This is a genomic window from Coleofasciculus sp. G2-EDA-02 (assembly GCF_040226375.1).
In the GTDB taxonomy this organism is placed as follows: domain Bacteria; phylum Cyanobacteriota; class Cyanobacteriia; order Cyanobacteriales; family Coleofasciculaceae; genus Coleofasciculus.
In genome coordinates this window covers 1-14,954 of the sequence record NZ_JAVKEW010000072.1, presented here as the reverse complement: position 1 = coordinate 14,954, position 14,954 = coordinate 1, and the positions used below count along the sequence as shown (strand labels likewise).

Genomic DNA, 14,954 nt, shown 5'->3' with positions numbered 1-14,954 from the left:
ATAAGTAATAGGATGGAGTATATCGAATGAGCATTCAGACCGAAGACTATACGGTATGGTATGAACCAACAACGGCAACCGTGAACTTCAAAGGTTTATTGCGGGAAAGTCTAATTTCTGATTATAAACCCATCGAGGAATTACTGGATCAGGTTATGGTTCAAGAACTCCCCCTGATTACGATGAACTTACAGCAGCTAGAATTTCTTAACAGTTCGGGAATGAGTGTTTTATCTCGATTTGTGATTCGTGTACGTAAGCAAAAAATTACTCAACTGATGGTTAAAGGTTCAACGCAAATGCCCTGGCAAAATAAGCTTTTAAGTAACTGGCAACGGTTGGTGCCTACTTTAAAAATGGAGTGGGACTAGGACAAGAAGGCAGAAGGCAGAAGGGAAGGAGTAAGGGGGCAAAGCAGAATGAAATGAAACAATAGTAGTTTAGATGGGCATTATAACTCAATATACCTGAATTTACCTGAAGTTACTCTAACCTATCTCAAACTATAACCCTCAATTTTTATGAAATGATTTAGGTTAACCCAAGTATAATATAACTAAACTCAAACTCTAAACCTCATAGCGTTGATTTTGCTCTATAGTTTTGTGTGATTAGACTTTAACTTGAATAAAACTCCTGGTTGCCACTCAATTGCCTTGAAAAGGACTATGTATAGATTCCTCATACACTCTGTATAAAATAACCCTAGGCTTTGATCATGTTGCCTTTAAACCAGTCATCCGCTGCATCTGGAGTGCGAGTTGGTATCTTGCATTCCCAAACTGGCACAATGGCTCTTAGTGAAAGACCATTAATTGATGCAGCCCTGATGGCGATCGCACAAATCAATCAAGCCGGAGGCGTGTTGGGTCAAACCATTGAGCCGCTTGTGGTTGATGGTGCATCTGATCCAGCAGAATTTAAACGCCAAGCCCAACAACTGATTCAATTTGAGGGCGTAACCACCGTTTTTGGCTGTTGGACGTCGGCTACCCGTAAAGCGGTTAAACCCACATTTGAGACGTTAAATGCTCTCCTGTGGTATCCGCTACAATACGAAGGACTCGAAAGCTCTCCTAACATCTTTTATACCGGCGCTTGTCCCAATCAACAAGTGGAACCCGCCGTCACTTGGCTACTGTCTCACAAAGGAAAGCGATTCTATCTGCTGGGTTCCGATTATGTTTTTCCCCGCACTTTAAATAAGATCATAGCCTCCCAACTCAAGCAACAAGGTGGGGAAGTCGTCGGGGAAGAATATGTAGACTTAGGGGAGACAGATTTTAGCGGCGCGATCGCACGAATTCAACAAACCCAACCGGATGTTGTTTTCAATACCCTTAATGGACAAGGAAACCAATTTTTCTATCGTCAGTACCGAGACGCAGGGATAACCGCTGATGACATTCCAATTCTGGCGGTGAGTGTCGCGGAAGTGGAACTCCAAACTCTGGACGATGTGGCTGTTGGACATTATGCCAGTTGGAGTTATTTCCAGAGTCTAGATACACCTGAAAATAATCGATTTGTGCAGCAATTTCAGGCGCGATATGGTGCAAATCGGGTTACCTCTGATCCGATTGAAGCGGCTTACAGTCAAGTGTACCTGTGGAAATTAGCCGTCGAATCTGCCCAATCTTTTGCCGTGGATCAGGTACGATTAGCGGCATATAATCAAAGTTTTGCTGCGCCGGGGGGACTGATTCAAATTCAACCCAATCATCATGTTGGCAAATATTCCTATATTGGACAAATTTTACCCGGTGGACAATTTCAGGTGATCCACAGGAGTGAAAAACTCATTAAACCGCTTCCTTGGTTAGGAGTTGAAAAACTCGACTTTAACAAATCAGACTTAGTAATTGAAATGCTCTCTCAAGTCAGCCAAGGGATTCAAGAAACCTGGCTTTCTGAGCAAAAATCGCGCCAACTCGAAGCATTGACGCATAAGTTAAAGCAAGCCGAACAAGCCTTACAGGAAAGTGCGATCGCGCTGCGTAATCATAATCTGGTGTTGACTCAATTAGCCAAAAGTCCCGCCATCCATCAAGGAGATTTAAGCGCCGCTTTCGCTGAAATTAATCAAGCTGGTGTGCAAAGTCTGGGCGTTGAACGCACGGGGATTTGGCTATTTGACAAAACCAGAACCAAACTCCACTGTTTTGACCTATTTGACAAGCATCAAAACCACCATAGCCAAGGGATTGAACTTGCTGTGGCGAACTATCCTATTTATTTTCAGGCATTACAGCACGACCAACTCATTGCCGCAGATTATGCCCAAACTGACCCCAGAACGCAAGAATTGTCGGCGTCTTATTTGATTCCCTGGGGTATCACCTCGGTTCTGGATGTGCCAATTCAGATTAGAGGAGAAATCGCCGGAATCATCTGTTTAGGACAAGTGGGAAGGATTCGCCATTGGACACCAGAAGACCAGAATTTCGCGCGATCGCTGGCTGATTTAGTGTCCTTGGCAATTGAAGCGCGAGAACGTAACCAAACCGAGTTTGATTTAGCGGAAAGCCAGCGCAGTCTGGCAACATTAATGAGTAATATACCCGGTATTGCTTACCGTTGTCTCAATGACTCAGACTGGACGATGCTTTTTATCAGTGAAGGCTGCTATGAGCTTACGGGTTATCCAGTTGAAGCCTTCACGAAGCAAAAAATACTCACGTACAATCAACTAATTCATCCTGATGACCAAAACTCTGTATTTGATCAGGTACAAGCGGCTATAGATAATCACCATTCTTACCAACTCACTTATCGAATTATCACCGCAACTGGCGAATTAAAGTGGGTTTGGGAACAAGGACAGGGAATTTTTTACCCCGATGGTAGGGTATTTTATCTAGAAGGTTTAATTACGGATATTACCGCACAACAACAAACTGAAGCTGCATTACGTAAAAGTGAAGACCGTTGGCAATTAGTGCTAAATAGTACTCAGGATGGCATCTTTGAGTGGAATATCGCCACTGGAAAAGTATTTGCTTCCCCTCACTTGGGAGGGATGCTAGGTTACACCGATCCAACAGTACTGGAAAGCTTCGATCGTTGGCGTAATCTCGTCCATCCAGAGGATATTGATCAAGTTTTAGCCACATTGCAAAACCATTTAACGCAAAAAACTCCCCCGTACAAGTTTGAGTACAGGATGCGCTGTCAAGATGGTAGTTATAAATGGATTTTGGCACGGGGACAAGTGCAATGGAATGAAAACGGACAGCCTGTGCGGGTTGTCGGTTCTCAGCAGGATATCAGCGATCGCAAACAAGCGGAAGAAGAGGTGAAACTGTTATTAAACCTTTCTCAGGCAATTAATGCGGCGTCCGATTTTGATACGGCTTTAGAGGTAGCATTGCAGCAGTTATGCGAAATCACGGGTTGGATTTATGGCGAAGCTTGGATTCCTTCCACTGATGAGTCAATTCTAGTCTCTAGCCGCAGTTGGCATTGTCAACGCCAAAGACTTGATCCGAGTTTGCAGGTAGCCATTGAGGGTTTCCGAGAATATAGTAAATTACTCACGTTCTACCCAGGAGAAGAGATTCCGGGAAAAGTTTGGTTAACTCAACACTCTCAATGGATCAGGGATTTTAGTCAAATCGATGATGTTTTGCTGCGATTGGAATCAGCGACAGCTTGTGGTTTAAAAGCGGGTTTTGGTGTACCGATTATTGCCAATGTTAACCCCGATCAACCGACAACCCAACCGAACAGTTGTTTGCTCAGTTCCCCCTCTTCAGTATTGGCAATCCTGGTATTTTTTATCCATGCTAACGGTTCTGAGGACAAACGATTGACCAAGTTAGTCAATGGTATGGCGGCTCAATTGGGAACAGTGCTGCAACAGAAGAAAGTGCAAGCCGAAATGAAAGCTCTCTTTGCGGCAATGACTGATAGGGTGACAGTTAGAGATGTTTCGGGACGCTGTCTGAATATGATTCCCACTAAGGTGGCAAATGTTTACAAATTACCAGAGGCAATGATGGGTAGAAAACTCCATGAGGATTTGCCACGTCCCCAAGCTGATCGGATTCTCCAGGCGATTCTCCAGGCAATATCGACCCAGGAAACTGTCTCGATTGAATATTCCCTACGGATTGATGGCAAGGAGATTTGGTTAGCGGAAACGATTTCTCCCCTGTCTACAGAGACGGCTATTTTAGTCGCACGAGATATTAGCGATCGCAAGCAAGCAGAAGCCGCTCTTTATGTAGAGAAGCAAAAGTCAGAGCAGTTATTGCTAAATATTTTGCCTCAGCCTATTGTTGAGCAGCTCAGAAATAATCCAGATGTCATTGCTGAACAATTTAACGATGTGACCATTTTGTTTGCTGATTTAGTTGGATTTACTCCCCTAGGGGCTCGGTTAAAACCGATTGAGTTGGTTAAGTTACTCAATCATATTTTTTCCCGGTTTGATGAGTTGGTCGATCAATTAGGATTAGAGAAAATAAAAACGATTGGTGATGCCTACATGGTGGCGGCTGGATTACCAATTCCGCGATCCGATCATGCCGAGGCGATCGCACAAATGGCATTGGCAATGCAAGGGGCGATGAAACGCTTTCAAGTTGAACTGGGTGAGGATATTAAAATCCGCATTGGTATTAATACAGGCGTTGTGGTTGCTGGGGTTATTGGTACGAAAAAGTTTATCTATGATTTGTGGGGAGATGCTGTTAATATTGCTTCCCGGATGGAATCCTCTGGTGAAGCTGGACGTATTCAAGTCACTGAAGCGACTTATGAGCGACTCAAGTATAACTACCAGTTGGAAAAACGAGGAGCGATTAATGTGAGGGGGAGAGGCGAAATGGTGACCTATTGGCTTATTGGTGATCAAGCATAGTCTGGTATGAATAACGGTAAAAAAATCCCAATACTTTGACCATCAGATCCATGAAATATGCCAAAATAATAGATAGACTCGTAAAAAGTTAACGATTATCTGGGCAGTTGTAGACGATCTACTTGACTTCTTGTTGAGTGACCGCCGCTACACAGGCAAATCTACAATCTAAAATCATGTAAAGTATAAAATCATGGCACATATTATTCTTCTGGGGGATTCAATTTTTGACAATGCTGCTTATGTACCTGATGGTTTACCTGTCATTGACTTGCTAAAAAATTGCTTACCTAAAGGAGATCAGGCAACTCTTCTAGCTGTGGATGGAGATTCGATTCAGGAGATTGATTTCCAAATCCAGCGCTTACCAAGGGACGCCAGCCATGTATTTATTAGTGTGGGCGGTAATGATGCGTTACAATATGCCTCTATCTTGGTTCAATCCACCCAATCTTCCCCAAAGATGTTAGACGCGATCGCAACGATGAAAGCGGAGTTTTACCGCAACTATCAGCAGATGTTAAAAGCGGTGTTGTCACTGGATAAACCGACTGCACTCTGTACAATTTACGACCAATGTCCCCTCCTTGATCCAGTCATGCGTCTATTAGCATTTACCGTGTTATCGATGTTTAATGATTGTATTATTCGACAAGCGGTTCAAGCGGGTTTACCCTTAATCGATTTGCGGGTGATTTGTGATGAAGTAACAGACTACTCAACGATTTCTCCCGTAGAACCGTCTATGTCTGGGGGACAAAAAATAGCCCGTGCGATCGCTACCGTTATGACTGAACATAACTTCTCAGAACGGCGTACTGTTGTTTATTGATCGGTTTTACAATTAAACCCAAACACAGACAAAACAAATTGGCTTGTAGGGGCGGGTTTTACCGTTACCTGTGGCGAGAAACCCCTTAATTCAATAAACCCGCCCTGATCCTAACCGTTAACGTTTATAATCCAGTCTAGGTAGACAGACGCGAGTTGGTTGAGTTACTTGAGTTCTCTTCAACCTAGCTTATTGAAGTCTAAAGCCCTTACTACGAACACAGCAGAAGGCGCGATCGCACCCTAGGCATTTTGGTTTTATCGCCTCTGCTTTTGACCTCCATTCAGACAGTAGGGGTTTGGTAACCAAACCCCTACTACGAACCCAATCTCATTCTCTAAATTTCCCTACTTTTCTCAGACCGTTTATGGTGAAAACGAATTCCCAGGAAAATATCATAGACGAAACTTAAAAAATCTTTGCCTTGTAGCAGTCCCAATGACTGATGACAGCCCTTTTGTGCTAATAGAGGCTTAGTAGCTCTATAGGCTCCTTGATATTTATACCAGGGAATAGAGGGCCACAGATGATGAATCAAATGGTAATTCTGACCCATAATCATAATATTCAGGATCGGGCTAGGATAAACCCTAGCATTTTTCCAGCGATCGCGTTCCTTAAAAGGACGATGGGGTAAATAGTCAAAAAACAAGCCTAATGCCAACCCGACAACCAGTGCTGGGGTAAACCAGAAATTCATAATGTAGCCCAAAAAGCCATACTGACAAGCCAGGTAAATCACCCCAGCAACGAAAGCTCGGCTCAAGAACCATTCGAGCAGTTCATACTTACGCCACAAGCGGCGCTTAAAGAAAAAGACCTCATGGTAAAAAAAGCGTGCTGCAATTAACCACAGAGGTCCCCCCGTTGACACAAAATGATCGGGATCGTTTTCTGGATCATTAACATTGGCATGATGCTGCATGTGTACCCGGGTAAACACGGGGAAAGCAAACCCCAACATTAGCGCACTCCCATGACCCATCAGCGCATTCGCGATCCGATTTTTGTGGGCAACATTGTGAGAGGCATCATGGATTACCGTACCCGCCATATGCAATGCTAGGACATTAATGCTAAAGCACAAGGGTGCAGGTAACTCCCACAGCCAGTAACCGCAGGTCGAGAAGACGATCAGAGCTATCGCTACTATAAACATTAGTAACGTTAGATTAAAATCTTCGGGGGGACCCAAGAATTCTCTGGGTACGGTCAGTGGCTTGATTGCCTCCGACATCGTTGTCTTTACTCCTTATTAACTATCCATTGGTAGTATAAGATGTCTTAACAAAAATATAAAGTTTTGTTGACATCAGGTCATTTAATCAAAATTGACCGATTGATAAGCTTAACATTTGTTTTCCAGATGTGCCACGGCGCGTCTGGGAGATGGGGCAGATGGGGAGGATGAAGAAGGTAAGGAAAATGAGGTGTTACAGACGTAGCAGGGTACGTCTGTTATAGTTCAGATCAACTCTACCCTTCTACCCCAATAATTTCCGATAAATCGGGTTCAGTTTCGGGCTGAGGAAGGCTGAAATCTAAAAAATTTTGTTGTTTTAATATTTCAAATAGCTTGACATCCGTTTCTAGTAAACAGGCATGACCAGATTTCGGTAGCACTGACATCGTGGCATTTGGCAGATACTTGACTAAAAACTTGGCTTCTGCTACAGAAGACCACAATCGGTCAGCAGCGCTGGCGAGGATGAGGACGGGTTGGGTCAACTGTTCGAGTTGTCCTGGATGAACCTTAAAATTCCTCAGCATTGAGACTCGCCAATGCATAGTTTTTGCAGGCATTGACCGCATAGCATCTAAGAGGGCGCGGCGATTGCTGGGAACCATCCGGTTGAGGGATGATAAAGCGGGTAACAATGTCAAGGTAGACAGGTGGTAAATATTATCCGGTAATACGCCTAACCATTGCGATCCCCACAGTAACCAAGAGGGTTGACTCACGGATGTGGCTGGGTTACTTAAAATGATTCGGTGCAATAGATGGGGGGCACTGAGGGATACCTTCAGCGCCAAACAGCCACCAAATGACTCGCCACATAAATAAACGCTTTGGCAGCGTCGTTGGCTGATTTCTTTGGTAATTAAACTGACGACGTGATTGGCTAAGTCTTCCCAGTGACTCAAATCATGGGGAGGAATAACCAAACAACGAACATCAAACGCTGCGGCTAAACTGGGCATCTGCGATCGCAATAGCTGACCGGTTCCATCCATTCCCGGTAAAAATACGAATAAGGGATAATCGGGATTGTGCGATCGGGGTCTGAGAAAATAAGGATGACTCTTTAGCTCTGGCATCATTGACTCCAGGCAACCCTTCGATGATACTAGATGACTTTCCCCCGTAGGGGCTTTCTCTCCTGAGACACTGTTCCGTACCGATTAGTACTGATACAATCCTCAGGGATAGTTATTTAATCTTTCTTTACAATAAGCGGTAATAGGGCTGACTGGCAAATATCTCAAGGTGGGGATGATTGAAATGGAGAGGAAGATGGGAACAATCAGGGAGATGAGAAAGCCTGTTCCAGACGTAAGGCGTGGAACGTCTGGAAGCTTTGTCAGATGGGGAGGATAGGGCGGATGGGAAAGCTGGGAAAGCTGGGGAAGCCTGGGAAACCAGGAGAGTTAACTCACGCACCATGCCCTATGGGCTTAGTGTTGGGTCAAAACTCCTAACTCTCGCACTTCCCCCATTCAACAACAGCAGTTGACAAAATAGCTATTATATGAATAGGCGACAAAGAGAAAGAGCTTACCTCTCCTGCTGCCTTTGCCCAATATCTAGACCGTTGATCTGTCACTCAACCTAGAGATGAGCTTGAGCTATGCTAATTTAACGAAATAATTCCTGATATTGAGAAATAACTCTTTTTTTTAGTTAGTTTAAGCTTTTTTAAACAAAGTTTAGTAAACTTTGTTAGTATTTTGTAGTATTTAATACTTATTCTGGGCAAAATGTTAAGTAAAGCCAACTGGCAATACCATGCCAACCAAGTAAGGGAGAGCGTTTTAGGAAACAATCGATGATTTCTCACCGAACTCAAAGAAACAGATTTAGCGTCAAGAGCAACTTAGCCAACCAACTTAGGGACTTACTTCGCCAAAGCTTAGGTAAGAGGTATGCTTATTACCAAAGGGTTAGGGTAGAGAGTGTCCACCAAGACAGTGGCAAGCGAGCATATTCCAGAATTGATCAAGCAAGGGTTAAGCGATCGCGTGGCTAATACTCAGACTGTCCTCACCTTGAGGCAAGTCGGCAAAAACATCATTTCTGGAATTAATGCCCTTAACTCATTTAACCTATTCCTTACCAAACATGAGTTTGGGAGTTCGTACAAGAATGGGAAACAGTATCCCAAGTTAGCAGGTCTTGTACAGTATCAGGTAATAAGCTAGACTAGCAGCTTGTCTGTTCTCGCTGACTATTCCCGATCAACATCGATATCTACCAAAAACTTGGCTATCCCATTGACTTTAACCAAAAAACTCTCATTTAAGATCATGAAACATCAGTCATTCATCGGCGTTGGGGAACCTTAGCTAATCAGCGCTAAAGTAAATCTCCACCTGTTTTTGGGCGATGGAAGCCAAATGGTGTTCTGTGGCTTTCAGCCACGAGGAACTTGGGGCTGACTAGACGAGAAGATGGTTGGGAAGAAGGAGGCATCTATTTCTTTCATAAAAAACAGAGGCATAAAAATCATGTTGAATAATTTTAGTACTGATCCCATTTTTACACCTGAACAAGTTTTAGAAAATCGCGGTAGGGTTGCCATATTTATCGATGGCTCCAATCTGTTTTATGCAGCTTTGCAATTAGGCATCGAAATTGATTACACGAAACTGTTGGTTCGTTTAACTGCAGGTTCCCGATTGCTGCGATCCTTCTTTTACACTGGTGTTGATCGCACCAATGAAAAGCAGCAAGGGTTTTTGTTGTGGATGCGCCGCAATGGATACCGTGTAATTGCTAAGGATTTAGTGCAGTTACCTGATGGCTCGAAAAAAGCGAATCTGGATGTTGAAATTGCTGTCGATATGATGGCGTTAGTTGGGTCTTATGATACAGCCGTTCTTGTCAGCGGTGATGGAGATCTGGCTTATGCTGTAGATGCTGTCAGTTATCGAGGAGTGCGGGTTGAGGTAGTTAGTTTACGTTCAATGACTAGCGATAGTCTAATTAACGTCGCGGATCGGTATATTGATCTGGATCAGATCCAAGAAAGTATCCGCAAATCCCCGCGACAAAACTATACCTACCGTCCTTTGTCTGGTATTGGCATGATGGATGATCCTGGAGACCAATCCATGGGTCATTAGTCATAAGTTATGAGTCATTAGTCCTTGGTTTTCGGGCGTAAGGACTATTCAACAACCCTGATTTAGCTATCGCTTGAAATCAGGGATTGCCAGAGACAGGACTGGCAACGCAAGAGTTGAATAGACCGCCGAGCCGTTAACTGATACACACCCCCGAATACTTCCCCAGTTCGGGCTATTTGTAAGCTTACTTGTCTAAGCGCTTTAAGAGAGGACATTTTGAAGAGCGGTGGTCGAGGGGACGTACAACCCACACGAGGGATTATATCCATGATTCGTGTACCAGTTTTATCGCCGAAAGGTAAACCATTAATGCCAGCCAAAGCCAGCCGTGTTCGACGCTGGTTAAAGACAGGCAAAGCCAAGGTAGTTCATGACGACTTAGGCATTTTTCAAGTCCAGTTAGTTAAACCCCCATCAGGGGAGGAAACCCAAAAAATTGTGGCTGGAGTCGATCCGGGCAAACTGTTCACCGGAATTGCAGTTCAATCAACCAAAGCTACCCTGTTTCTAGCCCACCTAAACCTACCCTTTGAAAACGTGACTAAGCGCATGACCCAACGGGCAATGATGCGCCGTGGACGACGAGGGCGACGGATTAACCGTAACCTTCCCTACGACCAGCGTAATCACCGCCAACACCGATTCGATAACCGCAAGGGTCACAAGATACCCCCTAGTATCCGGGCTAACAAGCAGTTAGCGCTTAAGGTGATTCAGGAGCTATCACGAATCTACCCATTTTGGGATGTTGTAGTTGAGGTGATTAAAGCCAGAGGTGATAAAAGTTTTAGTCCTGCAATGGTTGGTCAATACTGGCAAATAGAGCAGTTAGAACAAGCTGGTTACGCTGTTCACACTCAGGAGGGGTGGTACACCTCAACCCTGAGACAGTACCTCGGTTTACCCAAGGCTAAAAACAAGGCAGAGGAGTCACCCGCCGCCCATGCTGTTGACGGTATTTGCCTCGCCGCTTCCCAGTTCATGCGGTATCGCCAAATCAAGGGTAAGAGTGGTACTTGGTTAGGGTCTATCAAGGTGACGCCGTGCCAGTTTGCTGTGATTAATCGCCCTCCGGTATGCCGTCGTCAGCTACACCTGATGATTCCCGTTAAAGGGAAAGGACGACGCAAGTACGGTGGAACAGTTACCTGTCACGGTTTTAGGAAGGGCGATTACGTCAAAGCAGTTAAAGCAGGTGTCACCCATTACGGTTACGTTTCTGGTGATACTAAAAGCCAAGTTTCAGTCAGCGATGCTCACTGGAAGCGCGTCGGGCGATTTACCGCAAAAAAAGTCCAGTTGTTGCAGCGAAACACCGGACTGGTTTCAACAGTGGGATTGTCAAACCTTACCGCGTCGAACGGTAAGGTTTGACCTCTATCCCCCTCCGGGTTGCTTCGCTCCAAGTCAGAGTCCCGCGAGGTAGACGATGGCTAACCCTCAAAATTGCACATAAGCTTGCTCCAATGATGTTGAGTTGGAAACGATATTTGGCGGTGAGCCTCTGTCTATTGGCATTTGCCCCACTCTCCGGCTGTCAGACTGACAGCCAAACGGTCAAGAAAATTCAACAAGATACAAAAGCCACTGATATTGAAGGCTCTCTTGTGTTTAACAATGTCACCTTGGAGCAAGCTGATGAACAAGGTCGCCCTTTATGGCGGGTAAAAGCTGACACAGCGATATACAGTAAAGATAAAAAAATAGCTAAAGTTGAACAGCCAATCGGTGATTTATTTCAGGATGGAAAGATTATTTTAAAAGTGTCAGCCAAGAGCGGGGAAGTCCGGGAAGATGGCAAACAAATCTTTCTGCGAGGAGAAATTACGGCTACAGATACCCGCAATGGTGCAGTGTTCAAGGGTGAGGAATTGGAGTGGTTACCCCAGGATGATTTATTAGTGGTGCGCCGAAATTTAGAGGGACGCCATCCTGAACAAATCGAGGTCACAGCGAATGAAGGGCGGTATTTAACACGCCAAGAGCAAATGGAACTCAAAGGGTCTGTACAGACAATATCGAAAGACCCCAATGTGCAACTGAAAACTGAGCAGTTGACTTGGCAAATCAAAGAAAAAAAGTTAATTGGGGATCAGCGGACTCAAATGGAACGGTATAAGGATAATACTGTGACCGATCGCGTAGTCGCTAACCAGACTGACTATAACCTAAACACCAAAATAGCTATCCTGAAAAATAATGTTCAGCTTACGTCCATTGATCCCCCGGTTTTAATATCCAGCAATGAAGCAATCTGGGACGTCCAGGCGGAAACAGTACGCTCAAATCAGCCTGTTCAGATTGTCCATCAGCAAGAGAAGGTTGTGATTACTGCTAATCAGGGACAGGTAGATTTGGGGAGCGAAGTCGCCAATTTAAGGGGAGGTGTCCAAGGTGTGGGTAGTCGCAATCAAGCCGAACTCTACGCCAATCAGGTCAGGTGGGACATTCCCACTCAGAAGATGCAGGCGTCAGGGAATGTCGTTTATAAACAAGTCGATCCCCCCTTTAACGTAACCGGAGCCACCGCCGAGGGTAAATTACAGGATCAGAGTATGATCGTCAGGAGTGGCTCTAGCAGCGATCGCGTCGTTACCGAAATTGTCCCCTAGAGTACAAAGGCTGGGGGAGATAGGGAAGCCTGTTCCAGACGTAAGGCGTGGAACAATTGCGAGAATAATTGAAAATGATCTAGCCAAGGTCAAGGTAAATCAAAAAGAATACTATTTGGAAGATTACTAATCGCCCGTTGCAGCTGTGCTAGCGCTCGGTTGTAGTCCAGAATTGCTGTCAACAGGTTGACTCTGGCACGAGTTAACGCCGTTTGCTGATTAATGACATCGGTTTGAGTACCCACCCCAGCACCAAATCGTAACCGTGCCAATCGTAAGCTTTCTTGTGCCTGTTCTAGGGCAAAGGATGCCGTTTGAATATTTTCCTGGCTGGCTGTTAGCTCGAAAAAAGCTTGTTCAACCTGGAAGCGGATTTGGTCACGTTCATTGGCAAATTCGGATTCCGCGATCGCGACATCCGTTTCGGCTTGTCTGGCTCTGGCTTTCGCCGCTCCCCCATCAAAGAAATTCCACTGGAGTTGCGCTCCTAAAGTTAAGCCATCAGTCGGACCATCACTATCATCCAACTGGGCGGCAATATTATATCGGGCAAATAGATTCAACTGGGGTTTATTCGCCGCTAGGGCAATGCGCTGTTGTTGTTCATTAATATTGCGTTGTACCAGTTGCTGTTCCAACTCCGCCCGGTTTTTCAACGCCAAAATAATGCTTTCTTCCAAGGAAAGTTCCCAATCTCCCGCCACATTTATGGGATCAGCCGCAGAGATGCCCACCTGCTGATCTAAATTCAACAATTGAGCAATTTGACGGCGGGCAATGCGTTGCTGACTAATCGCGTCTGTTAATGCTTGATTATTATTGGCAAGTTCCACCTGCGCCTGCAACACTTCAAATCGAGTTCCTAAGCCAGCTTGTTCGAGTAACTGGGCATCCCGCAAACTGCGAGCCGCATCATTGACAGCCGCTTGGCTAATTTCTACTTGGGCATCTGCCTGTTGCAAATTGTAGTAAGTGCTGGTGACATTGAGTCGTAAATCTGCCAGGATGCTTTCTAAACCCAGTTGCTGGAAGCGTACCTGTTGTTCGGCGGCTTGAATGGCTGCTGGGCGACGCCCCGCCGTATAGGCGGCATAATTTAATTCCAGTCGGCTCTCAAAGTTTGTCGATGTGATAGTTTGGTTAGTTTGACCCAGTAGCTCTTGTACCCCTGTTTCCGACTCAGTGCGGATAAATTCGGCAATGGCGCTAATCGATGGAAACTCGGCAGCTAGGGCTTCTTGCCGGGCAAACTCCGCTCGTTCTAACTGGAATCTAGCAATTTGTAACTGTTGATTGTTTCGCCGTGCCAATTCTATTGCCTGTTCTAGGGTAATTGGCTGAGTCGTTTGCACTTGGACTTCTTCTGGTTTGGTGGGAAACAGCAATGGATTGGCACTGGGATTGAGTAATTCTAATATCGGTAGATCAGGGGTGGTAGACGGTATCGGCAAAGGTTCGATATCTGGCGTGAGAAAGTCGGGTGAGGGTGTTTCTGGTTCTTCCAGAGTGGGCAGGGATGGGATAGATTCAGGGGATTGAACAATCAATCTGTCTGGCTCTTGAGTAACCCGTCTGTTACTAGAGTCTTGAGCAAGTTCTGAGGGATTGGGGGAATTTTCAGTTTCAGAGGTTACGGGTTCACTTGCAGAGGTCAAGGATTCACTTCTGTTTGCCGGAGTTGGCTCCTCTATCGTGTTCACAGGAGAGTTAACCTTAGGAATGGAGTGATCCTCTGCATCTACGAGTAAGTTCTCCTCAGTCGATTGGGACTCAACGTCTGTCAATCTTCTGTGTGTCACCCCATCACTTTGATGAGTCGGGGCTTGACGTTGAAAGCTAAGCGGCGACGGGAAATTTTGAGAGGCGCTTGGTTTTGTATAGATCAGAGCGATCGCAGTCCCCACACCTAGAGCGACAAAATCACGAAACGTTGGCATAAGTTTAAAGTTGGGTCTTTAGTCTAAAAAAAATTATTTTGCTTCCATTGGTAGAGTCACCATAGGCAGAATAATCGTTGAGCTGCGAGCTTGGCAAACTGGGTCAAGGTCAGAGTATCTCAATCAAGCTTGACACAAAGAATTAGCAGCATCTAGCTTGATCAGCTTACCCTAAGGTTGTGGCGATTCACCCCCAGCCACCATTAACTAAATTAGACCATTGACCGAAAAATTGGGTCACAAGCCTCCCCCTTCGAGGGGGAATTTTGTGCTATGATAACAATGGTTGAAATCCCCACCTAAGCTTGCAGCGATATACACTCATTATGAGTTGAAACCGGGACTGAGCCAGCAATAGGGAA

General features: G+C 45.2%; 11 protein-coding genes. 8 read left to right on the top strand and 3 right to left on the bottom strand.

The features are described 5' to 3' along the window. Positions 1-26 precede the first annotated feature (26 nt). The 3 genes from RLO19_RS07360 to RLO19_RS07350 all read left to right on the top strand — a co-directional run bounded on the left by RLO19_RS07360 (position 27) and on the right by RLO19_RS07350 (position 5,696). Positions 27-371 (top strand): slr1659 superfamily regulator, encoded by a 345-nt coding sequence (locus tag RLO19_RS07360; RefSeq protein WP_446335863.1) that lies wholly within the window; start codon positions 27-29, stop codon positions 369-371. 347 nt (positions 372-718) lie between these two features. Then, on the top strand, positions 719-4,864 hold the full coding sequence (locus RLO19_RS07355) for a transporter substrate-binding protein (protein ID WP_446355155.1): 4,146 nt from the start codon (positions 719-721) through the stop codon (positions 4,862-4,864). Positions 4,865-5,057: 193 nt separating this feature from the next. Further along, complete coding sequence (locus RLO19_RS07350) at positions 5,058-5,696, top strand: SGNH/GDSL hydrolase family protein (protein WP_446355153.1); 639 nt, start codon at positions 5,058-5,060, stop codon at positions 5,694-5,696. 337 nt (positions 5,697-6,033) lie between these two features. Here RLO19_RS07350 and crtR read toward each other — a convergent pair whose 3' ends face one another. Together crtR and RLO19_RS07340 are read right to left on the bottom strand one after the other, a co-directional pair. Further along, on the bottom strand, positions 6,034-6,933 hold the full coding sequence (gene crtR / locus RLO19_RS07345) for a beta-carotene hydroxylase (RefSeq protein ID WP_446355151.1): 900 nt from the start codon (positions 6,931-6,933) through the stop codon (positions 6,034-6,036). A 239-nt stretch (positions 6,934-7,172) separates the two neighbouring features. Further along, the gene (locus tag RLO19_RS07340) at positions 7,173-8,018 is read right to left on the bottom strand and encodes an alpha/beta fold hydrolase (protein WP_446355149.1); all 846 of its coding nucleotides are present in this window, start codon (positions 8,016-8,018) and stop codon (positions 7,173-7,175) included. Between the two features lie 239 nt (positions 8,019-8,257). Here RLO19_RS07340 and RLO19_RS07335 point away from each other — a divergent pair, with 239 nt between their 5' ends. The 5 genes from RLO19_RS07335 (at position 8,258) to lptC (ending at position 12,655) form a co-directional block, all read left to right on the top strand. Beyond that, on the top strand, positions 8,258-8,431 hold the full coding sequence (locus RLO19_RS07335) for a hypothetical protein (protein ID WP_446355147.1): 174 nt from the start codon (positions 8,258-8,260) through the stop codon (positions 8,429-8,431). Positions 8,432-8,870: 439 nt separating this feature from the next. Next, positions 8,871-9,116, top strand: coding sequence for a hypothetical protein (locus tag RLO19_RS07330; protein WP_446355145.1), 246 nt, complete (start codon positions 8,871-8,873; stop codon positions 9,114-9,116). A gap of 306 nt (positions 9,117-9,422) precedes the next feature. Further along, on the top strand, positions 9,423-10,040 hold the full coding sequence (locus RLO19_RS07325) for a LabA-like NYN domain-containing protein (protein ID WP_446335852.1): 618 nt from the start codon (positions 9,423-9,425) through the stop codon (positions 10,038-10,040). Positions 10,041-10,310: 270 nt separating this feature from the next. Further along, positions 10,311-11,417 (top strand): RRXRR domain-containing protein, encoded by a 1,107-nt coding sequence (locus RLO19_RS07320; RefSeq protein WP_446355143.1) that lies wholly within the window; start codon positions 10,311-10,313, stop codon positions 11,415-11,417. A gap of 92 nt (positions 11,418-11,509) precedes the next feature. Continuing rightward, positions 11,510-12,655, top strand: a complete 1,146-nt coding sequence (gene lptC / locus RLO19_RS07315; RefSeq protein WP_446355141.1) for an LPS export ABC transporter periplasmic protein LptC — start codon at positions 11,510-11,512, stop codon at positions 12,653-12,655. A gap of 89 nt (positions 12,656-12,744) precedes the next feature. On the opposite strand, the gene RLO19_RS07310 is transcribed toward lptC, so the two are convergent. After that, entirely contained in the window at positions 12,745-14,592 is a 1,848-nt protein-coding gene (locus tag RLO19_RS07310; RefSeq protein ID WP_446355139.1) for a TolC family protein, read from the bottom strand. Positions 14,593-14,954: the final 362 nt, after the last annotated feature.

What these genes read in the sequence shown, in the direction of transcription:
- RLO19_RS07355 (WP_446355155.1), top strand. Translation starts at nt 719, where the DNA reads ATGTTGCCTTTAAACCAGTCATCCGCTGCATCTGGAGTGCGAGTTGGT.
- RLO19_RS07350 (WP_446355153.1), top strand. Translation starts at nt 5,058, where the DNA reads ATGGCACATATTATTCTTCTGGGGGATTCAATTTTTGACAATGCTGCT.
- RLO19_RS07360 (WP_446335863.1), top strand. Translation starts at nt 27, where the DNA reads ATGAGCATTCAGACCGAAGACTATACGGTATGGTATGAACCAACAACG.
- crtR (WP_446355151.1), bottom strand. Translation starts at nt 6,933, where the DNA reads ATGTCGGAGGCAATCAAGCCACTGACCGTACCCAGAGAATTCTTGGGT.
- lptC (WP_446355141.1), top strand. Translation starts at nt 11,510, where the DNA reads ATGATGTTGAGTTGGAAACGATATTTGGCGGTGAGCCTCTGTCTATTG.
- RLO19_RS07325 (WP_446335852.1), top strand. Translation starts at nt 9,423, where the DNA reads ATGTTGAATAATTTTAGTACTGATCCCATTTTTACACCTGAACAAGTT.
- RLO19_RS07320 (WP_446355143.1), top strand. Translation starts at nt 10,311, where the DNA reads ATGATTCGTGTACCAGTTTTATCGCCGAAAGGTAAACCATTAATGCCA.
- RLO19_RS07310 (WP_446355139.1), bottom strand. Translation starts at nt 14,592, where the DNA reads ATGCCAACGTTTCGTGATTTTGTCGCTCTAGGTGTGGGGACTGCGATC.
- RLO19_RS07340 (WP_446355149.1), bottom strand. Translation starts at nt 8,018, where the DNA reads ATGATGCCAGAGCTAAAGAGTCATCCTTATTTTCTCAGACCCCGATCG.